The sequence below is a fragment of the Streptomyces sp. NPDC002138 genome (assembly GCF_040296485.1).
GTDB lineage: Bacteria > Actinomycetota > Actinomycetes > Streptomycetales > Streptomycetaceae > Streptomyces.
Map to the genome: position 1 here is coordinate 24,018 of NZ_JBEOXE010000038.1, position 23,228 is coordinate 47,245.

The 23,228-nt window shown below is 72.0% G+C and carries 23 protein-coding genes; 19 read left to right on the top strand and 4 right to left on the bottom strand.

The window, feature by feature from the left end; translation table 11 throughout:
• Positions 1–97: 97 nt before the first annotated feature.
• From ABT084_RS23700 to ABT084_RS23755, 12 genes are all read left to right on the top strand, one after another.
• Complete coding sequence (locus ABT084_RS23700) at positions 98–1,108, top strand: sugar ABC transporter substrate-binding protein (RefSeq protein WP_502969051.1); 1,011 nt, start codon at positions 98–100, stop codon at positions 1,106–1,108.
• Positions 1,105–2,169 carry an ABC transporter permease gene (locus ABT084_RS23705; RefSeq protein WP_351047328.1) on the top strand — a complete coding sequence of 355 codons (1,065 nt, stop codon included), beginning with the start codon at positions 1,105–1,107 and terminating at the stop codon, positions 2,167–2,169. The genes ABT084_RS23700 and ABT084_RS23705 overlap by 4 nt, the downstream gene beginning before the upstream one ends.
• Entirely contained in the window at positions 2,136–2,993 is an 858-nt protein-coding gene (locus ABT084_RS23710) for an ATP-binding cassette domain-containing protein (RefSeq protein ID WP_351047331.1), read from the top strand. The genes ABT084_RS23705 and ABT084_RS23710 overlap by 34 nt, the downstream gene beginning before the upstream one ends.
• A 15-nt stretch (positions 2,994–3,008) precedes the next feature.
• Positions 3,009–4,175, top strand: coding sequence for an ROK family glucokinase (locus ABT084_RS23715; RefSeq protein ID WP_351047334.1), 1,167 nt, complete (start codon positions 3,009–3,011; stop codon positions 4,173–4,175).
• On the top strand, positions 4,172–4,765 hold the full coding sequence (locus ABT084_RS23720; RefSeq protein WP_351047337.1) for a hypothetical protein: 594 nt from the start codon (positions 4,172–4,174) through the stop codon (positions 4,763–4,765). Before ABT084_RS23715 ends, ABT084_RS23720 begins: the two co-directional genes overlap by 4 nt.
• Before the next feature lie 53 nt (positions 4,766–4,818).
• Positions 4,819–5,451, top strand: coding sequence for an MBL fold metallo-hydrolase (locus ABT084_RS23725; RefSeq protein WP_351047339.1), 633 nt, complete (start codon positions 4,819–4,821; stop codon positions 5,449–5,451).
• 29 nt (positions 5,452–5,480) lie between these two features.
• A complete protein-coding gene (locus ABT084_RS23730) occupies positions 5,481–6,260 on the top strand; it encodes an exodeoxyribonuclease III (protein WP_351047342.1) in 780 nt (259 codons plus the stop codon).
• Between the two features lie 86 nt (positions 6,261–6,346).
• Complete coding sequence (locus tag ABT084_RS23735) at positions 6,347–6,787, top strand: DUF6278 family protein (RefSeq protein WP_351047345.1); 441 nt, start codon at positions 6,347–6,349, stop codon at positions 6,785–6,787.
• Between the two features lie 125 nt (positions 6,788–6,912).
• Entirely contained in the window at positions 6,913–7,656 is a 744-nt protein-coding gene (locus ABT084_RS23740) for an amino acid ABC transporter ATP-binding protein (protein ID WP_351047348.1), read from the top strand.
• A 12-nt stretch (positions 7,657–7,668) separates the two neighbouring features.
• A complete protein-coding gene (locus tag ABT084_RS23745; protein WP_351047351.1) occupies positions 7,669–8,595 on the top strand; it encodes a glutamate ABC transporter substrate-binding protein in 927 nt (308 codons plus the stop codon).
• Positions 8,596–8,612: 17 nt separating this feature from the next.
• Positions 8,613–9,257, top strand: a complete 645-nt coding sequence (locus ABT084_RS23750; RefSeq protein ID WP_351047353.1) for an amino acid ABC transporter permease — start codon at positions 8,613–8,615, stop codon at positions 9,255–9,257.
• On the top strand, positions 9,254–10,135 hold the full coding sequence (locus ABT084_RS23755; RefSeq protein ID WP_351047354.1) for an amino acid ABC transporter permease: 882 nt from the start codon (positions 9,254–9,256) through the stop codon (positions 10,133–10,135). The genes ABT084_RS23750 and ABT084_RS23755 overlap by 4 nt, the downstream gene beginning before the upstream one ends.
• Positions 10,136–10,199: 64 nt before the next feature.
• Here ABT084_RS23755 and ABT084_RS23760 read toward each other — a convergent pair whose 3' ends face one another.
• Together ABT084_RS23760 and ABT084_RS23765 are read right to left on the bottom strand one after the other, a co-directional pair.
• Positions 10,200–11,798, bottom strand: a complete 1,599-nt coding sequence (locus ABT084_RS23760; protein WP_351047357.1) for a CocE/NonD family hydrolase — start codon at positions 11,796–11,798, stop codon at positions 10,200–10,202.
• A 123-nt stretch (positions 11,799–11,921) separates the two neighbouring features.
• Positions 11,922–13,169 (bottom strand): L,D-transpeptidase, encoded by a 1,248-nt coding sequence (locus ABT084_RS23765; protein ID WP_351047359.1) that lies wholly within the window; start codon positions 13,167–13,169, stop codon positions 11,922–11,924.
• A gap of 422 nt (positions 13,170–13,591) precedes the next feature.
• Between ABT084_RS23765 and murJ the strand changes: the two genes are divergently transcribed.
• Genes murJ through ABT084_RS23790 form a run of 5 tightly spaced genes read left to right on the top strand, consistent with a single transcriptional unit; the run spans position 13,592 to position 19,303 of the window.
• Positions 13,592–15,292, top strand: a complete 1,701-nt coding sequence (gene murJ / locus ABT084_RS23770; RefSeq protein ID WP_502969056.1) for a murein biosynthesis integral membrane protein MurJ — start codon at positions 13,592–13,594, stop codon at positions 15,290–15,292.
• A 39-nt stretch (positions 15,293–15,331) separates the two neighbouring features.
• Positions 15,332–16,012 (top strand): response regulator, encoded by a 681-nt coding sequence (locus ABT084_RS23775; RefSeq protein ID WP_351047362.1) that lies wholly within the window; start codon positions 15,332–15,334, stop codon positions 16,010–16,012.
• A gap of 9 nt (positions 16,013–16,021) precedes the next feature.
• A complete protein-coding gene (locus ABT084_RS23780) occupies positions 16,022–17,467 on the top strand; it encodes an ATP-binding protein (RefSeq protein WP_351047365.1) in 1,446 nt (481 codons plus the stop codon).
• Positions 17,464–17,982, top strand: a complete 519-nt coding sequence (locus ABT084_RS23785; RefSeq protein WP_351047368.1) for a hypothetical protein — start codon at positions 17,464–17,466, stop codon at positions 17,980–17,982. Before ABT084_RS23780 ends, ABT084_RS23785 begins: the two co-directional genes overlap by 4 nt.
• Before the next feature lie 52 nt (positions 17,983–18,034).
• The gene (locus tag ABT084_RS23790; RefSeq protein ID WP_351047371.1) at positions 18,035–19,303 is read left to right on the top strand and encodes a cytochrome P450; all 1,269 of its coding nucleotides are present in this window, start codon (positions 18,035–18,037) and stop codon (positions 19,301–19,303) included.
• Here the strand turns inward: ABT084_RS23790 and ABT084_RS23795 are convergent.
• Positions 19,263–19,988 (bottom strand): hypothetical protein, encoded by a 726-nt coding sequence (locus tag ABT084_RS23795; RefSeq protein WP_351047374.1) that lies wholly within the window; start codon positions 19,986–19,988, stop codon positions 19,263–19,265. The genes ABT084_RS23790 and ABT084_RS23795 overlap by 41 nt on opposite strands.
• A gap of 176 nt (positions 19,989–20,164) precedes the next feature.
• Between ABT084_RS23795 and ggt the strand changes: the two genes are divergently transcribed.
• Entirely contained in the window at positions 20,165–21,970 is a 1,806-nt protein-coding gene (ggt, locus tag ABT084_RS23800) for a gamma-glutamyltransferase (protein WP_351047376.1), read from the top strand.
• 88 nt (positions 21,971–22,058) lie between these two features.
• On the opposite strand, the gene map is transcribed toward ggt, so the two are convergent.
• Positions 22,059–22,826: a type I methionyl aminopeptidase gene (gene map, locus ABT084_RS23805; RefSeq protein WP_351047379.1), complete on the bottom strand. Its 768-nt coding sequence runs from the start codon at positions 22,824–22,826 to the stop codon at positions 22,059–22,061.
• A 77-nt stretch (positions 22,827–22,903) separates the two neighbouring features.
• Here map and ABT084_RS23810 point away from each other — a divergent pair, with 77 nt between their 5' ends.
• Entirely contained in the window at positions 22,904–23,176 is a 273-nt protein-coding gene (locus ABT084_RS23810) for a helix-turn-helix domain-containing protein (RefSeq protein WP_351047382.1), read from the top strand.
• Positions 23,177–23,228 lie beyond the last annotated feature (52 nt).

A 23,228-nucleotide genomic window follows, 5' to 3' on the forward strand; every position in this document is an offset into this window, starting at 1 on the left:
CTGGAACCGGAATGACCGCATTGACGACCGCCCCGGGCGACCGGAGCGGCGACCGCACGATTCCAGGACGTTCAGGACGAGGGAAGGGCACGGCGACGTGGCTAGGGTTCGGACAGGGGTACGCGCCGTGGGCGCCGTACTCGCGGCGGTACTGGGGGCCTCCCTCGTGGGGTGCAGCAGTACGGGCGGCAAGCGCGCCGAGGAGCGGGCGAAGGCCGCCGAGCAGGGCCGTCCGGCCGTCTCCACCCCGCGCTGGACCTTCGCGATGGTCACCCACGCGGGCGATGGCGACACCTTCTGGGACATCGTCCAGAAGGGTGCCAAGGAAGCCGCGGCGAAGGACAACATCAACTTCGTCTACGCGCACGACGACCAGGCCCAGCAGCAGGCCCAGTTCGTGCAGAACGCCATCGACCAGAAGGTCCAGGGCATCATCGTCAGCCTGGCCAAGCCCGAGGCCCTCAAGGACGTGCTCGGCAAGGCCGCCAAGGCGGGCATCCCGGTGATCACGGTGAACTCCGGCTCCGCCCAGTCCAAGGAGTACGGCGCCCTCACCCACATCGGCCAGGACGAGGAGATCGCGGGCGAGGCCGTCGGCGCCGAGCTGACCAAGCGCGGCAAGAAGAAGGCCGTCTGCGTCCTGCACGAGCAGGGCAACGTCGGCCACGAGCAGCGCTGCGCCGGGGCGAAGAAGACCTTCGGCGGAGACCTGGAGAACCTGTACGTCGAAGGCACCAACATGCCCTCCGTGCAGGCGGCCATCCAGGCGAAGCTCCAGGCCGACCCCTCGATCGACTCGGTCGTCACACTGGGCGCGCCCTTCGCGCCGACCGCGGTCAAGGCCAAGGACGCGGCGGGCAGCAAGGCGGAGATCGACACCTTCGACCTCAACGAGGCCGTCGCCCGCGACCTGAAGTCCGGGACCCTCGGCTTCGCCGTCGACCAGCAGCCCTACCTCCAGGGCTACGAGGCCGTCGACCTGCTCTGGCTCTACCGCTACAACGCGAACACGCTCGGCGGCGGCCGTCCGGTGCTCACCGGCCCGCAGATCGTGACCGGCGCCGAAGCGGCGAAACTGGAGGAGTTCATCAAGCGGGTGACCCGATGAGCGCCCTCGCCCCCGCGGCCGCGCCCACCCCGCCCGCCAAGGAGCGCGACGAGCGCCTCGCCCCGGCCTCGCTGGTACGCCGCCTGCTCGGCCGCCCCGAGCTGGGCGCGGTCGTCGGCGCGGCCGCCGTCTTCGTCTTCTTCGCCTTCGCCGCCGACAGCTTCCTGCGGGCCTCCAGCCTCAGCACGATCCTGTACTCGGCCTCCACCATCGGGATCATGGCGGTCCCGGTCGCCCTGCTGATGATCGGCGGCGAGTTCGACCTCTCGGCCGGTGTGATGGTCACCAGCTCGGCGCTGTTCAGCTCGATGTTCGCCTACCAGATGACCGCCAACGCCTGGGTCGGCGTCGGGGTGTCCCTGCTGGTCACCCTGGCCATCGGGTTCTTCAACGGGTTCATGCTCACCCGTACGAAACTCCCCAGCTTCATCATCACGCTCGGCACCTTCCTGATGCTGACCGGCCTGAACCTGGGCCTCACCAAGCTGATCAGCGGCTCGGTCTCCACCAAGACCATCGCCGACATGGAGGGCTTTTCCTCCGCCCGCTCCCTCTTCGCCTCGCAGCTGACCATCGGCTCGGTCACCCTGCGCGTCACCATCCTGTGGTGGCTGCTCCTGGTCGCGGTGGCCACCTGGATCCTGCTGCGCACCCGCGCCGGGAACTGGATCTTCGCGGTGGGCGGCGGCGCCGACGCGGCCCGCGCGGTCGGCGTACCGGTGGTCAAGACCCGCATCGGGCTCTACATGGGCGTCGCGCTGTGCGCCTGGATCTCGGGCCAGCACATCCTGTTCTCGTTCGACGTGGTCCAGTCCGGCGAGGGCGTCGGCAACGAGTTCCTGTACATCATCGCGGCCGTCATCGGCGGCTGCCTGATGACCGGCGGCTACGGCTCCGCGATCGGCTCGGCCGTGGGCGCCTTCATCTTCGGCATGACCAGCAACGGCATCGTGTACGCGCAGTGGAACCCGGACTGGTTCAAGTTCTTCCTCGGCGCGATGCTCCTGCTGGCCACGCTGCTCAACGCATGGGTACGCAAGCGGGCGGAGGCCAGCAAGTGACCGCTCTGGTGGAGCTGACCGGAGTCAGCAAGTACTACGGCAACATCCGCGCCCTCGAGGGGGTGTCCCTGGAGGTCTCGGCGGGCGAGATCACCTGTGTCCTCGGCGACAACGGCGCGGGCAAGTCCACCCTCATCAAGATCATCGCGGGGCTGCACCGGCACGACGCGGGCAGCTTCGAGATCGAGGGCGAGGAGACGGTTCTGGCCAATCCCCGCGCCGCCCTCGACCACGGCATCGCGACCGTCTACCAGGACCTCGCGGTCGTCCCGCTGATGCCCGTCTGGCGCAACTTCTTCCTCGGCTCCGAGCCCACCAAGGGCCGCGGTCCCTTCCGCCGCCTCGACGTGGCCCTGATGCGCGAGACCACCCGCGCCGAGCTGCTGCGCATGGGCATCGACCTGCGCGACGTCGACCAGCCGATCGGCACCCTGTCCGGCGGCGAGCGCCAGTGCGTGGCCATCGCCCGGGCGGTCCACTTCGGCGCGAAGGTGCTCGTCCTGGACGAGCCCACGGCGGCCCTCGGCGTGAAGCAGTCGGGCGTCGTGCTCAAATACGTGGCCGCCGCCCGCGACGCGGGCCTCGGCGTGGTCCTGATCACGCACAACCCGCACCACGCGTACCTGGTGGGAGACCGTTTCGTGCTCCTCAAGCGGGGCGCGATGGCGGGCAGCCACACCCGCGATTCGATCACCCTGGACGAGCTCACCCGGCAGATGGCGGGTGGCTCGGAACTGGACGAGCTGAGCCACGAGCTGGAGCGGGTGGCAGAATCGGGGGCAACACCGCCCCACACTGACCCTTCCGGCACCACCGCACCATAGGGACGACACGACTCGATGAGCACGTACCGGGACTTCACGCTCGCCCACCGGGGCTCGGCGCGAGGCACCGTCCTGCGGACCGTCGGAACCCGTGAGCGCCGGTCGCACCTGACCGCCCCGCGAGTCCCCACCGTCGGCATCGACATCGGCGGCACCAAGGTGATGGCGGGCGTCGTCGACGCCGACGGCGTCATCCTGGAGAAGATCCGCACCGAGACCCCCGACAAGTCCAAGAGCCCCAAGGTCGTCGAGGACACCATCGTCGAGCTGGTCCTGGACCTCTCCGACCGCCACGACGTCCACGCCGTGGGCATCGGCGCGGCCGGCTGGGTCGACGCGGACCGCTCGCGGGTGCTCTTCGCCCCGCACCTGGCCTGGCGCGACGAGCCGCTGCGCGACGCGCTCCAGTCACGGCTCGCCGTGCCGGTCATGGTGGACAACGATGCCAACACCGCCGCCTGGGCGGAGTGGCGCTTCGGCGCCGGGCGCGGCGAGGACCACCTCGTCATGATCACGCTCGGTACGGGCATCGGCGGCGCGATCCTGGAGGACGGGCGGGTCAAGCGCGGCAAGTTCGGCGTGGCCGGAGAGTTCGGCCACATGCAGGTGGTCCCGGGCGGCCACCGCTGCCCGTGCGGCAACCGCGGCTGCTGGGAGCAGTACAGCTCCGGCAACGCCCTGGTCCGCGAGGCCCGCGAGCTGGCCGCCGCCGACTCCCCGGTCGCCCACAACCTGATCGCCCGGGTCGGCGGGAACGTCTCCGAGGTCACCGGGCCGCTCATCACCGAGCTGGCCCGCGAGGGCGACGCCATGTGCGTCGAGCTGCTCCAGGACATCGGCCAGTGGCTCGGCGTCGGCATCGCCAACCTGGCCGCCGCCCTCGACCCCTCCTGCTTCGTCATCGGGGGCGGGGTCAGCGCGGCCGACGACCTGCTGATCGGACCGGCCCGGGACGCCTTCCGGCGCCACCTGACGGGCCGCGGCTACCGGCCCGAGGCCCGCATCGCGAAGGCCCAGCTCGGCCCCGAGGCCGGTATGGTCGGTGCGGCCGACCTCTCCCGGCTCGTCGCCCGCCGGTTCCGCCGCGCCAACCGCCGCCGGGTCGAACGCTACGAACGCTATGCCCAGGCGGGCCGACGGGCCGCCGCCGGGTCCGAGGAACAAGGACCAGAACAGCCGTGACACCCCCGCCCCCGACCCTGCCGCGCCAGGCCCCGGCCCCCGACGAGGGCGGCGTTCCCGCCGCCGCCGAGGCCCGCCGGCACGTCGTACGCCGCCGCTGGATCACCGCGATCATCATCGTGCTGCTGATCGGCGTACCCGCCGGCTACCTCTCGATCGCCGCCCAGCAGAGCCGCCAGAGCGGCAAGGAGAAGGCGGCCAAGGTCGGCGCCACCAAGGTGCGCGCGGGCTGGCCGTCCACGGTGCAGCGCAGCATCTACGAGGTGCCGATCCCGGACAAGGCCTGGCGCGTCGGTTTCCTGGAGACCAACAACTGGCGCACCAGCCGGCTGTACGTGCAGTTCGCGATCACCCCGGACGAGCTGGACAAGTTTTTGACCTCGATGGGCACCAGCCGCGAGGGCCTGACCCGGGGCGTCTCGATCAGCGAGCGCGACACCGAGGCCGCGGGCTGGAACTGGGACTCGAAGAACGCCTGGTACGGCGCCACGCACGAGCAGAACGACCCGCGCCCGACCCAGGACGTCACCGTCGACCTGACCGTCCCGGCCAAGCCCAAGGTCTACGTCGTCTCCACCGCCACCCCGTAGGCGCCCGTAGCCGCCCGTAGCCCCCCGGGCGACCCCGGGGCTAGCCTTGGATCATGAAGCTCACCAAGCGGCTGCACTCCTGCGTCCAGGTCGAGAAGGACGGGCGCGTGCTCGTCATCGATCCCGGCGCCTTCAGCGAACCCGACGCCGGACTCGGGGCGGACGCCCTGCTGGTCACGCACGAGCACCCCGACCACTTCGACGAGGGCCGGCTGCGGGCCGCCCTCGACGCGAACCCCGCGGCCCGGCTGTGGACCCTCGCCAGCGTCGCCGGGCGGCTCGCGCCCGCCTACCCGGGGCGGGTCCACACCGTCGGCCACGGGGACGCCTTCACGGCCGCCGGGTTCGACGTGCAGGTGCACGGCGAGCTGCACGCCGAGATCCACCCCGACCTGCCGAGGGTCACCAATGTCGGCTACCTCGTCGAGGGCTCGCTCTTCCACCCCGGGGACGCGCTGACCGTACCCGGCGTCCCCGTCGACACCCTGCTGCTGCCGGTGCACGCGCCCTGGAACAAGGTCTCCGAGGTGATCGACTACGTCCGCGAGGTCAAGCCGCGCGCGGCCATCGACATCCACGACGCCTACCTCGCCGACATCGCCCGGCCGATCTACGACTTCGCCCTCGACTCCCTCGGCGGCGCCCCGCACAGCCGACTCACCGCCGGGGACAGCGCCGACCTGTGAGTGTCAGTGCCGGGCGGTAGGTTACGGACATGCGTATCGCCACCTACAACGTCAACTCGATCACCGCCCGGCTGCCCCGGCTGCTGGCCTGGCTGGAGTCCAGCGGGACCGACGTGCTCTGCGTGCAGGAGACCAAGTGCTCCGCCGAGCAGTTCCCGCACGCCGAGCTGCGCGAGCTGGGCTACGAGTCCGCCGTCCACGCCACCGGCCGGTGGAACGGCGTCGCCCTGCTCTCGCGGGTCGGTCTGGAGGACGTGGTCACGGGGCTGGCCGGCGGCCCGGACTACGAGGGCGTGGCGGAGCCGCGCGCGATCTCGGCGACCTGCGGGGGCGTGCGCGTCTGGTCCGTGTACGTGCCCAACGGCCGCGAGGTGGAGCACGACCACTACGGCTACAAGCTGGACTGGTTCCGCGCCCTGAGCGCGGCCGTCGCCGACGACGCGGCGGGCCCCCGGCCGTTCGCCGTGCTCGGCGACTTCAACGTGGCGCCGACCGACGAGGACGTCTGGGACCCGGCCGTCTTCGAGGGCATGACCCACGTCACCCCCGCCGAGCGGGCCGCCCTGGAGTCCCTGCGCGCGGCCGGGCTCGCCGATGTGATGCCCCGCCCGCTCAAGTACGACCGCCCCTACACGTTCTGGGACTACCGGATGCTCGCGTTCCCCAAGAACAAGGGCATGCGCATCGACCTCGTGTACGGGAACGCCCCCTTCGTCGCCGCCGTCAAGGACGCCTACGTCGACCGCGAGGAGCGCAAGGGCAAGGGCGCCTCGGACCACGCGCCGGTCGTCGTGGACCTGGACATTTAGCCCGCGTTTAGCCCACCGGGCCGGGATCGCGGCGATCCAGGCGCGTCCTGTGGCCGCGGGAGGGTACGGGTGCCAGGCTGGGCGGTATGAACATCCCCTTCCTGGACCACTGGCTGAACCGGCACGAGACCGAGCACGGAGCGGCTCTGGCCGCCGCCCTGGCGGACGATCCCGAAGGCGTGGGCGAGATGTTCGCGGAGTGCGAGATGCTGCGCGCCCAGGCGCGGGTGGCGGGCCTCGAACTCGACGGCACCCCGGCCTCGTTGGAGGCCCTCGACCAGCTGATGCCGCGGTGGCGGCGCGACCCCGAGGCCACGCCCTGGCTCGGCAACGACGCGGGCTTCTACCTCGGCACGGTGATCATCAAGACCCTGTCCGGCTGCGGCTGGCAGGTGTGGCCGAACGGCCAGCCGGTGATCCGGCTGGCCTCGGGCCGCGAGCTGAACGTGGTGGAGTCCGGGGTGTCCTGGGCGATGACCGGATCCCCGGAGCTGTCCCAGATCTACGCGGAGGCCTCCGAAGGGTGACGCCCACCGTGCCACGGTGACGTTTATGTCGCTTTTAGGCGTGTCGGGCGTGTCGAGGCGAAGTCGCCTGCGGCGCTGGATAGTTTGCGCTGACGCGACACACCGACGAGTGGGCAGGGCAGCGTATGGCCGTCGATCCGTTGATCGAGCTGCGGGACGTCAACAAGCACTTCGGACAACTGCACGTCCTCCAGGACATCAACCTCACCGTCGGCCGCGGGGAGGTGGTGGTGGTCATCGGCCCCTCCGGCTCCGGGAAATCGACCCTGTGCCGGGCGATCAACCGGCTGGAGACCATCGAGTCGGGCACGATCACCCTCGACGGGAAACCGCTGCCCGCCGAGGGCAAGGAACTGGCGGCCCTGCGCGCCGACGTGGGCATGGTCTTCCAGTCGTTCAACCTCTTCGCGCACAAGACCGTGCTCGCCAACGTCTCGCTCGCGCAGACGAAGGTCAGGAAGCGCGGCCGCGACGAGGCCGACAAGCGCTCCCGGGAACTCCTGGAGCGGGTGGGCCTGGCGAACCAGGCGGACAAGTACCCCGCCCAGCTCTCCGGCGGCCAGCAGCAGCGCGTGGCCATCGCCCGCGCCCTGGCCATGAACCCCAAGGCCCTGCTCTTCGACGAGCCCACCTCCGCCCTCGACCCGGAGATGATCAACGAGGTGCTGGAGGTCATGCAGCAGCTCGCCAGCGAGGGCATGACCATGGTCGTCGTCACCCACGAGATGGGCTTCGCCCGCTCCGCCGCCAACCGCGTCGTGTTCATGGCCGACGGCAGGATCATTGAGGACCGCACCCCGGAGGAGTTCTTCACCGCCCCCGAGAGCGACCGGGCCAAGGACTTCCTCTCCAAGATCCTCAAGCACTGAGGGGCGGCCCCGATGAACGCGACACGCACCTCCCGGCTGCCCGCGTACGCCCTCGCCCTGACCCTCGCCCTGCTGAGCGCGGTCACCGGCTGCGGCAAGTCCGGCAGCCCCCCGGTCAAGGGCCCGCAGCCCGAGGACCTGCCGGTCTACCGGGTGGACACCGCCTTCCGCCTCCCCGAATCGCGGACCTGGGAGAAGGCGAAGCGGCGCGGCCACCTGGTGGTCGGCGCCAAGGAGGACCAGCCGTACATGGGGGAGAAGGACCCCGCGAGCGGCCGCTACTCCGGCTTCGACATCGAGATCGCCAGGATGATGTCCGCCTCGCTCGGCTTCGACCCCAAGACGATCGAGTTCAAGACGATCGCCTCCGCCAACCGCGAGACGGCCCTGCAGAACGGCCAGATCGACTACTACGTCGGCACCTACACGATCAACGACAACCGCAAGAAGCAGGTCGGCTTCGCCGGGCCGTACTACCTGGCCGGCCAGTCCCTGCTGGTCCGCCGCGACGAGAAGGGCATCAACGGCCCGGCGGACCTCGCGGGCAAGAAGGTCTGCTCCGCCGCCGGCTCCACCCCGTACCAGCGCCTGCAGAAGGACTTCCCCAAGGCGGTGCTCGTCGCCTACGACACCTACTCCGTCTGCGTCGACAACCTGCTGACCTACCAGGTCGACGCCGTCTCCACCGACGACTCGATCCTGCTCGGCTACGCGGCCAAGGTGCCCGACGAGCTGAAGGTCGTCGGCAAGCCCTTCTCCGAGGAGCCCTACGGCATCGGCGTACCGCGCTCCGACACCGCCCTGCGCCTCGCCCTCGACGACGCCCTGGCCGAGAACGAGAAGGACGGCAACTGGACCAAGGCGTACGACGCCACCCTCGGCCTCTCCGGAGTGCCCGCCCCGAAGCCGCCCGCCATCGACCGCTACCCCGCGAGCTGAGAGGAGCCCGTCCCGACATGAACGTACTGACCGACAACTTCTCGCTCTACGGCAAGGGTTTCCTCGGCACGGTCGAACTGACCGTCTACGCCTCCCTGCTGGCCCTGGTCCTCGGCTTCGTCATGGCCTCCTTCCGGGTCGCGCCGATCGGTTCCTTCCGCGTGCTCGGCACGGTCTGGGTGACCGTCCTGCGCAACACCCCGCTCACCCTGCTCTTCTTCGCCGTCCTGCTGGGCCTGCCCCGCTTCGGGCTGGTCCTGCCCTTCCAGCTCTTCGCGGTCCTCGCGCTCGGCTGCTACACCTCCGCCTTCATCTGCGAGGCGCTGCGCTCGGGCATCAACACCGTGCCCAAGGGACAGGGGGAGGCCGCCCGGAGCCTCGGCATGTCCTTCGGACAGACCCTGGGCACGGTGGTGCTGCCGCAGGCGTTCCGCTCGGTCATCCCGCCCGTCGGCTCCACGCTGATCGCCCTCGCCAAGAACTCGGCGATCGCGGGCGCCTTCAGCGTCACCGAGCTGCTGGGCACCTACAAGACGCTCAACGAACTGGGCTACAGCATCATCTGGACCTTCGTCTGGATCGCCGTCGGCTACCTGATCATCACCCTGTCCATCAGCGCGCTCTTCAACGTGCTGGAGAAGCGCTGGGGAGTCGCCCGATGACCGCACACGCGCTGCACGGGGACCGCGAGTCCACGGCGCTCTACGACATCCCCGGCCCGCGCGCCCGGCAGCGCCACTTCCTCTACGGGATGGCGTCGACCGCGGCGATCCTGGCCCTGCTCGGCTGGATCGTCTACCTGCTCTTCGACACCGACCAGTTCACCTCCGCGAAGTGGAGCCCCTTCGCGTACGAGGGCATCCAGCGGCTGCTGCTCAAGGGGCTCGGGAACACCCTCAAGGCCTTCGCCTACGCCTCGGTGTTCTCGCTGCTCCTCGGCGCGGTCCTCGCCACCGGGCGGCTGTCCCTGCACCGGCCCGTGCGCTGGGCCGCCACGCTGTGCGTGGAGTTCTTCCGCGCCATGCCGGTGCTGGTGATGATCTTCTTCATCTTCGTGGCGCTGAAGGTCCAGCCGCTGCCCGCCCTGGTGGCGGGGCTGACCCTGTACAACGGCTCGGTGCTGGCCGAGGTCTTCCGTACGGGCATCAACGCGGTGGAACGCGGGCAGCGGGAGGGGGCGTACGCCCTGGGCATGCGCAAGACCCAGGTGATGACCTTCGTCCTGGCGCCGCAGGCGGTCCGGGCGATGCTGCCGACCATCATCAGCCAGCTCGTGGTGGCCCTCAAGGACACCTCGCTCGGCTTCCTGATCACGTACGAGGAATTCCTGCACGCGGGCAAGCTGATCGCCTCGAACCTGGACTACGACCTGCCCTTCATCCCGGTCGTGGTGATCATCTCCCCGATCTACATCGGGATGTGCATGCTGCTGTCCTGGTTCGCCACCTGGATGGCCCGGCGCCAGCGGCGCAACCCGAAGACCGAGGCCGCCCACGTGGGTCCGGCCGAGGCGGGGACGCTCCTGCCGGGCGGGCGGTAGCCCGGAGACGGTCCTTCCGGAGGGAGCCCCCGAGAGAGCCACCCCGCCCGGCGGCAGCCGCGGATCACTGCTCGCGCAGCGGCACCGAGACGTAGGACGGATCGGTGCGCGGTGAGGAGAAGGTCAGCTGCGCGCCGGTGGGGTTGTGCTCGGTGTAGAGCGGGTCCACGGTGTCCACGACGAGGGCGAGGCGGTGGCCGGCGGGGACGTCGTAGGCCGTGGAGAAGAGGTCGAGATCCACCCCGAAGGCCTGGCCAGGGTTCTTGCCGTGGAAGGTGTACGGGGCGTTGCTGACCAGTTTGCCGAGGCCGAGGGGGCCGACGTCGTAGAGGTACGCGATGAAGGTGCCGCTCTCCTTCGTGGGAGTGACGGTGGTGTGCAGCCGGGCGGTGCCCCGGATCCGCCGGTCCTCGTCGTAGCGCCCGGACTGCCAGACGGCGGCGAAGGCGCGGGGGAGCAGCGGGATGGAGGCGACGGGGGGCGCCTTGACGAACTGGTCCAGCACGCTGGAGAGCAGCACGATCCCGCCGTTCGCGCCGGAGTCGACGTTGGCGAAGACGTGTGTGCTGCCGGGGAGCGCGAGCTTCTCGGTGCCGCCCGCGCCGACCGACTTCCAGTCGGGGTACCCCTCGTACGCGTCGTCGCTACGGGACTTCAGCTGCACCGGGGCCTCGGCGTCGACGCCGTTGCGCTCGCCCTTGAGGTAGCGGTCGAACCAGCGGTGGGCGTGGGTCCAGGTGTCGTTGGGCAGGCCCAGCAGGCCGGTGCCCTCGGCGGTGGCGTGGTCGCCGGGGCGGAATTCCAGGCGCTTGGGACCGGTGAGCCGCTCGAAGAACTTCGCGTACTGGTTGGGCGGGAAGATGGTGTCGCCCCATGCGTTGCCCAGCATGATCGCGGCGCCGTTGGCGTTGATCGCGTCCACCCGCTCGGAGGCCGAGCGCTGCTCGCCCCACTCGATCATCTGGGCTTCGCGGTCAAGGCGGGAGCCGAGGAAGTCGGTGAGGATGCCCTGGAGTTCGGGCCCGGGGCGGCCGGTGAGGTACCCGGCGGCGCCGAGCAGGCCGGCGGCCTGGAGGTGCTGGGTGCGGCCCGAGTAGATGGACTCGATGATGTCGGCCCAGCCGCTGAGCGCGACCACGGCCTTGATCCGCGGGTCGTGGGCGGCGGCCAGCAGGCTGATGCCCGCGCCGTAGGAGACGCCGCCGAGGCCGATGTGGGCGGGGTCGGCGGCGGTGGTGGCGAGCGCCCAGTCGATCACGGCCGAGACGTCGGCGGTGTCGGGGGGACCCGCGACCTCGATCCCGCCGCCCGAGAGCCAGAAGCCGCGGGAGGTGTAACTCACTACGATGTAGCCGGAGTCGGCGAGCTGCTTGGCCTGCGCGATGTATTCGATCTGCGGCAGGCCCCAGCTGGTGGGCAGCACGATCAGCGGGAAGGTCCGGCCGGGCCGGGCGCCGGCCGGGGAGTAGACGTTGCCCTTGAGGGTGACGCCGCCGGAGCCCGGGATGTCGAAGAAGCGCAGCTCCGACGAGGCGCTGGATGGGGCGGCGGAAGAGGTGGTCGGGGCGGTCGCGGGGGCCGCCCGGGCCGGGTGGGGGGCCAGGCCCAGGGCGGCTGCCGCGAGCAGTGCCGCCGTGGTCACGGCGGTGGTGGTGCGGGCCATCGATCGCTCCTCGCATGCGCCGGTGTCAAAGTGACCCGACGGTAACGGGGAGGGCTTACCGAAGGTAACCCGTCGGTAAGCTACGCACTGGTAACGATTGACCGAAAGTCAGTCGGCCGCCGGTCAGCCGTTCTGCGTCCCGGCGGAGCCGCCCGCGCCGTTCAGCGCGCTCTTCTTCTGCCAGTCGGCCCAGCTCAGGTTCCACTCGCCGTAGCCGTTGCCGGTCTCCGCCTGGCCCTTGGAGCCGTCGCCGACGACCTCGAGCAGGTCGCCGACCTGGGCGTCCTTGTAGAAGGCCGCGGCATTGGCGGTGCTCATCCCCACGCAGCCCGAACTGGTGTTGGCGTTGCCGAAATTACCGTCGTTCCACGGCGCGGCGTGCACGTACATGCCCGACCAGGTGAGCCGGATCGAGCTGTCGACGTCCTTGTCGTAGGCGTTGCCGAGGCCCACCGTCTCGGAGTTCATCCGGATGGTGCCCTCCTTGGACATCAGCACCATCTTCCCGGACCAGGAGGCCTTCTGGCCGCCCGGCGTACCGGCCGAGACCGGGATCGTCTTGACCACCTTGCCGTCCTCGGTCACCGACATCTTCTTGGTGTCGAGGTCCACCGTCATCCGGCGGTCCTTGCCGATCTTGAACTCCGTGTTGTAGTCCTTGACGAAGTAACCGCCGCCCGAGTCGACGCCGTTCAGCTTCATCTCGACCTTCACGTCGGTGCCGGACTTCCAGTAGTCCTTCGGCCGCCAGTCCACGCGGTCGTTGCCCGAGTAGTCCTTGAACCAGCCCCACGAACCCTCGGTGTTGTCCGAGGTGGTGACCTTCAGCTGCTTCTCGACCGCTGCCTTGTTCTTGACCGGATTGTCGAAGACGATCGAGACCGGCTGGGCTATGCCCACCACCGGGGTGGCCTTGCCCGGGTTGATCGTGACCTTGTTCACCTTGTCGGCGGCGGTCGTCTTGAACTGCGTGGTCGCGCTCTGGCTCTCGGTGTTCTGCGCCTCGACCTTGTAGTCCTGCCCCGGCGAGGCGTTGCGCTCCGAGGTCCAGCTCTTGCCGTCCTGGGATATCTGGCCCACCAGCTCGCCGCCCTTGCCGTCGGTCACCTTGACCTGGGCGAGCTTTCCGTCGGCGAGGGTGACCTTGACCGGCTCGCCCGCCTTGACCTGGTTGCCCGTCAGGTTCACGGAGATCGACATCTCCGTCTTCTTCTTCATCTCCGCCTTACCGCCGTCCTGGCCACCCGATCCGCCCGAGCAGGCGGTGAGGGCCGTGGCGGCCAGCAGCGCGGTGGCGGCGAGGGCGGCGCTCCGGCCGCCCGCTCCCAGAACCCGGCGGCGCGACGATGCGGTACGGCGTGTGCGGCTCAACGAAATCCCTCCGAAGTGATGATCGTTCGCAAAGGAAGAGACAACGGCGCGCGCTTCGGTTGCGGTTTCCCCGGAAAAGATCCGTTCATCGGATGTGACCTACGCCGCAATGTGACGCCGCCGCTCTCCGGTACCCGCCGTGGACCCCGGCCACGGGACCTCTGGCGTGGACTCCGGGCCGAACGGCCCTTGCCCGGCGGCGGATCCGCGCGCGCCGGGACCGTCGCGGGAACACGTTGCGCGGGCGAATCCGGCGCCGCACCGGCCCGCGCCACCGCGCCCCGCCCCCGTCTCGCGCCACCGCTCGACGACCCGCGCCGCCGGGCGCGGGGTACCCTCCCCCCTCGACCCGACACGCCAGGCACGTGGGAGACACCGATGGACGGCCGCACCGACCCGACGCAGCACGCGCATGTCCCGGCGTGCCCGGCCCGCTGGTGACGGCCACCGACACCGGCTCCGCGCCGGTGGCCGCCCTGGCCACCGCGCCGGCCGCGGGCGCCGCACCCGCGAAGTCCTCGGTGCTGCGCAGCGGCGCGCTGATGGCAGCCGGTTCGATCGTCTCGCGCGCCACCGGGTTCGTCCGCTCCGCCGTCGTCGTCGCGGCCCTGGGCACCGGTCTGCTCGGCGACGGCTACGCGGTCGCCAACACCGTGCCCAACATCCTCTACATGCTGCTCGTCGGCGGCGCCCTCAACGCGGTCTTCGTCCCCGAACTGGTCCGCGCGGCCAAGGGGCACGAGGACGGCGGAGCCGCCTACACGGACCGGCTGCTGACCGCCTGCACCGCGGCGCTCGTGGTGCTCACCACCCTCGCCGTGCTCTGCGCCCCGCTGATCGTCTCGGCGTACACCGGCTACGACGGGGCGCAGGCGAGCACGACCGTCGCCCTGGCCCGCTACTGCCTGCCGCAGATCCTCTTCTACGGCCTGTTCACCCTGCTCGGCCAAGTGCTGAACGCCCGGGGCCGGTTCGGCGCGATGATGTGGACCCCGGTCCTCAACAACCTCGTGATCATCGGTGTCTTCGGGCTCTTCCTCCACGTCTCCCACGGTGCGCCGGACGGCCTGACGGCCGCCGACACCCGGCTCCTCGGCTGGGGCACCACCGCCGGGATCGTCGTCCAGGCCCTCGCCCTGGTCCCCTCGCTGCGCGCGGCCCGCTTCCGCTGGCGCCCGCGCTTCGACTGGCGCGGCAACGGCCTCGCCCGCCCCCTGCGCAACGCGGGCTGGCTGGTCATGCTCGTCCTGACCAACCAGATCGCCTACTGGGTGATCACCCGGCTGTCCACCACCACGGGAGCCCGGGCCGCCCTGGAGGGCCTCTCCGGCGGCGTGGGCTACACCGCCTACAGCAACGCCTACCAGCTGTGGATCGTCCCCCAGGGCATCGTCACCGTCTCCCTGGTCACCGCCCTGATGCCGCGGATGAGTGCGGCGGCGGCCGACGGTGACCTCGGGCGGGTGCGCCGCGACGTCTCGTACGCACTGCGCACCAGCGCCGCCCTCGTCGTCCCGGCCGCCGCTCTCTTCGCCGCCCTGGCCCCCTGGCTGATGGGCGGCGTCTTCGAGTACGGGCGCACCGGAGCCGCCGACATCGAGGTCATGGCGGGCATGCTCATCGCCTTCGCCCCCGGCCTGATCGCCTTCTCCGGCCAGTACGTCCTCTCGCGCGGTTTCTACGCGCTCTCCGACACCCGCACCCCGTTCTTCCTGAACCTGGTCATCGCGCTGCTCAACGGCGTCCTCTCGGCGGCCGCCTACCTCCTGCTGCCCCCGCGCTGGGCCGTCACCGGCATGGCCGCCGCGTACTCCGTCGCGCTCCTCGCGGGCATGACCGTGACGGCGTACACCCTGGCCCGGCGCCTGGGCCCGCGCGCGGACGCCCGGCCGGGGCCGCGCTCCACCGCGCTGCGCACCCACCTGCGGCTGCTGGTCGCCTGCCTGCCCGGCGGGGCGGCCGGATACGCCGCGGCCCGGGCCGCCGACCGCCTCGGGGACTTCGCGGCGCTCGGCGCGGGAACCGCGGCGCTCGCCCTGACCGTCGTACTCCTTGCCCGGCCCCTGCGGCTGGCCGAGATCACCGACCTGCTGGATTCGCTGCGGCGCAAAATAGGCCGTTAGGGTGAGGAACCCACTCAAACCGTCTGGGACACTGATCGAATGCCACGCGTACTGCTGATCGAGGACGATCCCTCCATCCGGGAAGGAGTCGCCCTCGGCCTGCGCCGGCGCGGCCACGAGGTCAACGCCGCCGAGACGGGCGAGGAGGGCCTCGCGCGGCTCGCCGGATTCCGGCCCGAGCTGGTCCTCCTGGACCTGATGCTCCCCGGCATCAACGGCGTCCAGGTCTGCACCCGCATCCGGGAGACCAGCCAGGTCCCCGTCATCATGCTGACCGCGCGCGGCGACGACTTCGACATCGTCGTCGGACTGGAGGCGGGCGCCGACGACTACATCGTCAAACCCGCCCGCACCGAGGTCATCGAGGCCAGGATCAAGGCCGTACTGCGCCGGCTCACCGCACCGGCCGGCCGCCAGGGCGTCGAGCACCACGGAGAACTGACCGTCGACCGGGCCGGACTGACCGTCGCCAAGAACGGCGCACACGTCGCCCTCGCCCCCAGCGAGATCAAGCTGCTGCTGCACCTGTCCGCCTCGCCCGAGCAGGTCTTCAGCCGCCAGCAGCTCCTCGCCTACGTGTGGGACCACAGCTACCACGCGGACGCCCGGCTCGTGGACGCCTGCGTCCGCCGCCTGCGCCACAAGATCGAGGACGCCCACGGCGGCCCCCGCTACATCCAGACCGTGCGCGGCTTCGGCTACCGCTTCGGCCCCCTGTAGGGGCGGCCCGTGCGACGGATCGCCCCCCTCGGCCTGCGCACCCGGCTGATCGCCGCCTTCCTGCTCGTCGCCGCCATCAGCGCCGTCTCCACCGCGGCCCTCACCTACCGGCAGGCGCGCACCGCGATCCTGACGCAGAGTCAGGACACCGCCGTGGCCACCCTCCGCGACCAGCTGGAGGGCACGGGCACGACCCTGCCGCTCGCACAGAAGTCCCTCCAGTCCCAGGTCACCGAGCTGGGCAAGCGCGGCAAGCCGCACGCCTGGACGGTCTACGGCGAGTACGGCGACCTGCGCGCCACCTCCAACCCCGGGGGCCCGGCCACCTCGCCCCTCATCAGCGGGAAACTGCGCAAGCAGATCACGGTCAATCCGCACGCGGCCTTCCAGCGGGTCCAGGTCGCGGGCGGCCCGTTCCTCGTCGTCGGCGTGCCCTCCGTCTTCACCCGCCAGGGCCTCAGCCAGCCCACCGGCGCCGTCTTCTACGCGGTGATGCCGCTGGTCACCGAGGAACAGACCATCGACCTGATGGTCGACGCCGCCCGCACCGGCGCCCTGCCCGGCCTCGCCATCGCCCTCGTCCCCGCCCTGCTCGCCGCCCGCAGCGTGCTGCGCCCCGTCCGCGACCTGCGCACCGCCGCCCGGCGCATGGGCCGGGGCCGCCTCGACACCCGGATCGAGGTCAGGGGGGCCGACGAGCTGGCCGGGCTCGCGGAAACCTTCAACGAGACCGCCCGCGCGCTGGAACGATCCGTCGAGGACCTCCAGCAGGCCGAGGCCCGCGCCCGGCGCTTCGCCGCCGACGTCTCGCACGAACTGCGCACCCCGCTCGCCGGGATGCTCGCCGTCACCGAAGTCCTCGACGAGGACGCCGAGCAGCTCGACCCCGACACCGCGAAGGCGCTCCGGCTGATCAGCGCGGAGACCGGCAAGCTCGCCGTGCTGGTCGAGGACCTGATGGAGATATCCCGCTTCGACGCCCGCGCCGCCGGCCTCAACCTCGACGACGTGGACCTCACCGAGGCCGTCCGCATGACCCTGGAACGCCGCCACTGGGGCGAGGACCAGGTGGCCACCGACCTCCCGGCGGGCATCAGGGCCCGGCTCGACCCGCGCCGCTTCGACGTGGTCCTCGCCAACCTCGTCGGCAACGCCCTGCGGCACGGCGGCGCCCCGGTGCGGATCACCGCCCGTACCCACCCGCACCCCGACGGCGAACGGCTGACCGTCGAGGTGGCCGACAGCGGCCCCGGGATCGCCCCCGAGGCGCTGCCCCACATCTTCGACCGCTTCTACAAGGCCGACGTGGCCCGCACCCGCTCGGCGGGCAGCGGGCTCGGGCTCGCCATCACCCTGGAGAACGTCCGGCTGCACGGCGGGAGCGTCCGGGCCGCCAACGGCGCCTCCGGCGGCGCCGTGTTCACCGTGGAGATGCCGCTGGAGGCCCGGGCATGACCCGCGGACCCGGCGTACGGGCCGTGCCGGCCCTCCTCGCCCTGCTGGCCCCGCTGTGGCTGACCGGCTGCGGGATCAAGCCGACCGGGGTGGTCGAGAGCGGCCGGCCCGCGAGCGTCGTGGTGGGCACGGCGCCCGCCGCGGACGTGCTGTACTTCGTCGCCCCCGACGGCCGGCTCGCCCCGACCGTGATCCGCGAGGGGCGCCTGCCGCTGCGCGCGCTGATCGTCCGGCTCCTCGCGGGGCCCGGCGCCGCGGAGCGGGAGGCCGGACTGCACACCGCCCTGCCCGCGTCGGCCGGCGAGGTGACCGGCCCGCTGAGCGTGAACCGCAACGACCGCGACCAACTGCTGCTCCGGCTCCCCTTCCTGCGGGACGCGGAGCTGTCCGCCACCGCCAGGAGCCAGCTGGTCTGCACGGCGGCCCTCGCGGCGGACCACTCGGCCAGGACCGAGGTGGTCCTGATCACCTCTGACGGGTCCATGGCCCCGCTGCGGTGCGACCAGGCACGCTGAGGCGCCGTCGGCCCCCTTGCGGTGCGGGGTGCGCGGCCGTCACCGTGGCCCCATGGAGCTCGCGCCCGACGTCCCCGCGGTCCCCGACGTCTTCGACCCCCGGACGTACGCCGAAGGCATCCCGCACGCGCGCTACCGGATCCTGCGCGACCACCACCCCGTCGCCTGGCAGGCCGAGCCCGAGGTCCTGGGCTGGCCCGCCGGGCCCGGCTTCTGGGCCGTCACCCGGCACGCCGACGTCGTGCGGGTGCTGCGCGACCACGCCGTGTACTCCTCCCGCCTCGGGGCCACCCAGATCCGCGACCCCGACCCCGCGGACCTGCCGTTCATCCGGCGCACCATGCTCAACCAGGACCCGCCCGAGCACGCGCGGCTGCGCCGCATGCTGGCCCGCGCCTTCACCCCCGCCCGGGTCGACGCCTTCGGCGAGCGGGTCCGCGAGCGGGCCCGGAGCCTGCTCGCCGCCGCCCGGGACGGGGCCGTGGACGGCTCGGCCGAGGTGGTGCGCGCGGTCACCGACGAGTACGCGCTGCTGAACCTCGCCGACCTGATGGGCGTCCCGGCCGCCGACCGGTCCCTGCTGCTGGAGTGGACCGTACGGATCATCGGCTACCAGGACCCCGAGGACGCGCCCGCGCCGCCGCTGGGCCCCGACGGAACCCCGCTCAATCCCCGCTCGCCCGCGCTGCTCGGCGAGATGTTCGCGTACGCGCGGGAGCTGGCCGCGGCCAAGCGCGCCCGCCCCGCCGAGGACCTGATGAGCGTGCTGGCCCACGCCGAACTCGCCGAAGGGGAGCTGGAGATGTTCTTCTTCCTGCTCACCGTCGCGGGCAACGACACCGTACGGTCGGCCGCCCCCGGCGGTCTGCTCGCCCTGGCCCGCGCTCCCGGCGCCTCCCGGCAACTCGCCGCGGGCGAGGTCGCGGTGGATCGGGCGGTGGACGAACTCCTGCGCGTCCACCCGCCGGTACTGAGCTTCCGGCGCACGGCGGCCCGGGACACGGTGCTGGCCGGGCGGCGGATCCGGGCCGGGGACAAGATGGTCGTCTTCCACGCGGCCGCCAACCACGACGAGCGGGTCTTCGCCGACCCCGGCCGGACCGACCTCGCCCGGACCCCCAACCCGCACGTCTCCTTCGGCGACGGACCGCACGTCTGCCTCGGCGCGCACTTCGCCCGGCTTCAGCTCCGGGTCCTCCACGAGGAGTGGCGGGCCGCGCTGCCACCGCCCGAACTCACCGGCGAGCCCCGGCGGCTGGTCTCCAACTTCATCAACGGGATCACGCGGCTGCCCCTTCGGGTGTCCGGGCGCTCCGGGTGACGTCCGCCAGCAGTTCGGTCACGTCCGGCCCGTAGGCGTCGGAATTGATCACCTTCACCACGATGCAGAAGGAGTCCGAGCCGTAGGTGCGGGCGAGGCGCTGATGGTGGCGGGCCAGATAGCGGGCGCCCGCCTGGTTGCTGATGGCGGTCTGCCCGGAGATCAGGAACACCGGGCGCGCGCCCGCCCCGTTCGTCAGCCGGGCCAGCAGGACGTGTTCCACCGCGCCCTTCTGCCAGCGGTAGACCTCGCCGCCCACGTGGATGGCGCCCCGGTCCGGCCCGGGCTCGGAGCTGAAGTCCACCCGGATCCCCGGCAGCATCGACGAGAGATGGGCCGTGGTCCGCGCGTTGGAGATCGGCCCGCCGACACAGAACTCGGCCCGCTCGCCGAAGCCCTGGCGCACCCCGTCGTGCGAGACGATCTGGAGGTTCGCCCCGCAGTCCTTGATCAGCGCCGATATCTCCAGCAGCGCGAAGGCGTCGTTGCGGTGCACCGAGCCCTCGCTGCCGCCCATCTGACGGTTCACCACGAACAGGCAGTCCGAACCGTTCGGCAGCCCGAAGAAGGCCTGCTTGCGGCGCAGCGCGCGGCGCCATAGGTACGTACGGGAGAACCAGCCGAAACCACCGCTGACGGCGGTCGCCACCACCCCGAGCACGATGTTGCGTACGTCGTCGTTCATGCGGCGGATCGTAGGGGGTGACCTCGCCGCCGTGCCAGGCACGGGCAGCGGGGCGGTGCGGGGCGCGGGACGCGCTGTGGTGCGGGAGGCGGGGCGCGACGGGGGAGCCGGGCCATCCTGACGCGGCGCCGGACGGCCGTTAGGCTCGCGGGCACATTGCCTTACGTGGAGGTTCGATGCGCCGTCCCACCGCTCGCGCGTTACCCCTGTTCGCCCTCACCGCGGCCCTCGCGGCGACCGCCGCCGCCCCGCCCGCGGCCGCCGCCGACAGCTCCACCCCGCCCAAGGCCCCGGTCGCCGTCGGCTACGGCGGGGCCGTGGCCAGCGTGGACGCCGACGCCTCGGCGGCCGGAATCGCCGTCCTGCGCGCCGGTGGCAACGCGGTGGACGCCGCCGTCGCCACCGCCGCGGCCCTCGGGGTCACCGAGCCGTATTCCGCGGGCGTCGGCGGCGGTGGCTACTTCGTCTACTACGACGCGAAGTCCCGCCGCGTGCACACCATCGACGGCCGCGAGACCGCCCCCGCCTCGGCCACCGCCACCCTCTTCCAGGAGAACGGCGTACCGATCCCCTTCGAGCAGGGGCAGACCAGCGGCCGCGGTGTCGGCGTCCCCGGCACCCCCGACACCTGGGACACCGCCCTGGCGTCCTGGGGCAGCCGCCCGCTCGGCCAGCTCCTGCGCCCCGCCGAGAAGCTGGCCCGCGACGGCTTCACGGTGGACGCCACCTTCCGCGCCCAGACCGCGCTGAACCAGGACCGGTTCAAGGACTTCCCGGACACGAAGAAGCTCTTCCTGCCCGGGGGAGAGCTGCCCGTGGTCGGGTCCACCTTCAAGAACCCCGACCTGGCCGCCACGTACGCCGAGATCGGCCGCAAGGGCACCGGAGTCCTCTACCGGGGCCCCATCGCGGACGACATCGTCGCGGCCGTCCGCAAACCCCCGGTCGATCCGGCCGCCACCCGCACCGTGCGCTCCGGCGATCTGACCGCCGGGGACCTGCGCGCGTACGACACCAAGCGGCAGGCGCCGACCCGGGTGGGCTACCGGGGCCTGGACGTCTACAGCATGGCGCCCTCGTCCTCCGGCGGCACCACCGTCGGCGAGGCCCTGAACATCCTGGAGGGCACGGACCTCGGGAAGCTCTCCCAGGCCCAGTACCTGCACCGGTTCATCGAGGCCTCGCGGATCTCCTTCGCCGACCGGGGCCGCTGGGTGGGCGACCCCGCCGCCGAGAACGTCCCGACCCGGGAGCTGCTCTCGCAGACCTTCGCCGACTCGCGGGCCTGCCTGATCTCGCCCGACCGGGCCCTGACCAGCCCGCTGGCCCCCGGCGACCCGCGCCACCCCGCTCCCTGCGCGAGCACCGGGCAGGCCGCCCCGACCACCTACGAGGGGGAGAACACCACCCACCTGACGGTCGCCGACCGCTGGGGCAACGTGGTGTCCTACACCCTCACCATCGAGTCCACCGGCGGCAGCGGCATCACCGTGCCCGGCCGGGGCTTCCTGCTCAACAACGAGCTGACCGACTTCTCCTTCGCCCCGGCCGCCCCCGGCGTCCCGGACCCGAACCTGCCCGGCCCCGGCAAGCGGCCGCGCTCCTCGATGTCCCCGACCATCGTCCTCAAGGACGGGCGCCCGGTCCTCGCCGTGGGCTCCCCGGGCGGCGCCACCATCATCACCACCGTGCTCCAGACCCTCCTCGGGACCCTGGACCGCGGACTCCCGCTGGTCGACGCGATCGCCGCGCCGCGCGCCAGCCAGCGCAACCAGAGCACCACCGAGCTGGAACCGGGCCTGTGGGACAGCCCGGTCCGCGCCCAACTGGAAGCCCTGGGACAGGGGTTCCGGCCGAACCCGGAGATCGGCGCGGCCACCGGCGTCCAGCGGCTGCCGGACGGCCGCTGGCTCGCGGCCGCCGAGACCACCCGGCGCGGCGGCGGCTCGGCGATGGTGGTGAGCCCGCACGGGCGCCCGTAGGCCCGCTGCTCCTGCGGTCCGCCCCGCCCGCACGGTCCGCCCCGCCCGCACGGTCCGCACGGTCCGCACGGTCCGCCGGCCGTGAGGCCTACGGCGCGGTGAGGATCCGCGGGCCGGAGGGAGTGATCGCGACGGTGTGCTCGGCGTGGGCGGCCCGGCTGCCGTCGACGGTCCGCAGGGTCCATCCGTCGGCGTCGGTCAGATAGTCGTCCGTACCGCCCGCGACGAGCATCGGCTCGATCGCGAGGACCATGCCGGGGCGCAGCTTCATGCCGCGTCCCGGCGGGCCCTCGTTGGGCACGCCCGGATCCTCGTGCATCGTGCGGCCGATGCCGTGGCCCCCGAAGCCGTCGGGTATGCCGTATCCCGCGGCGCGCCCGACACTGCCGATCGCATGGGCGATGTCGCCGATGCGGTTCCCGGGCACGGCCGCGGCGATGCCCGCGGCCAGGGCGCGCTCCGCCGTGGCGATCAGCGCCAGGTCGGCCGGGCGGGGCCGGCCGACGGTGAAGCTGACCGCCGCGTCCCCGGCCCAGCCGTCCAGCGTGGCCCCGCAGTCGATGCTGACGAGGTCGCCGTCGCGCAGCCGGTAGCCGTCGGGGATGCCGTGCACGATCGCGTCGTTGACCGAGGCGCACACCACCGCGGGGAAGGGTGTCGGGGCGAACCGCGGCCGGTACCCGAGGAAGGGCGAGCCCGCGCCCGCCGCGCGGAGCACCTCCCGGGCCACCCCGTCCAGTTCCAGCAGGGATACGCCGACATCCGCGGCCTCGCGCGCGGCGGCCAGGGCGCGGGCGACCACGCGGCCGGCCTCGCGCATCGCATCGATCGATCGGTCCGTCTTGAGTTCCACCATCCCATTACTATACCGGTATTTCTATACCGGGATACAAGTAACGGTATAGAAATTGGGTGGCGGGGTAGCATGACGGCATGGTCCGTACCCCTCTCACCCCGGAAGAGCGCGAGCGCGGCGAGCGCCTGGGCGCGCTGTTGCGCGCGTCGCGCGGCAGCCGCAGCATGGTCGAGGTCGCCGCGGCCGCCGGTCTCTCCGCCGAGACCCTGCGCAAGATCGAGACCGGCCGGGCCCCGACCCCCGCGTTCTTCACGGTCGCCGCCCTCGCCACCACCCTCGGCCTCTCGATGGACGACCTGATGCGGCAGTGCGCCTTCGTGCCCGCCTGGCGCCTGGGGGCCGCCGTCTGACGCCGGACGCCTGACGCCTGAAGGCTGCCGTCCGACGCCTGACGGGACGGCT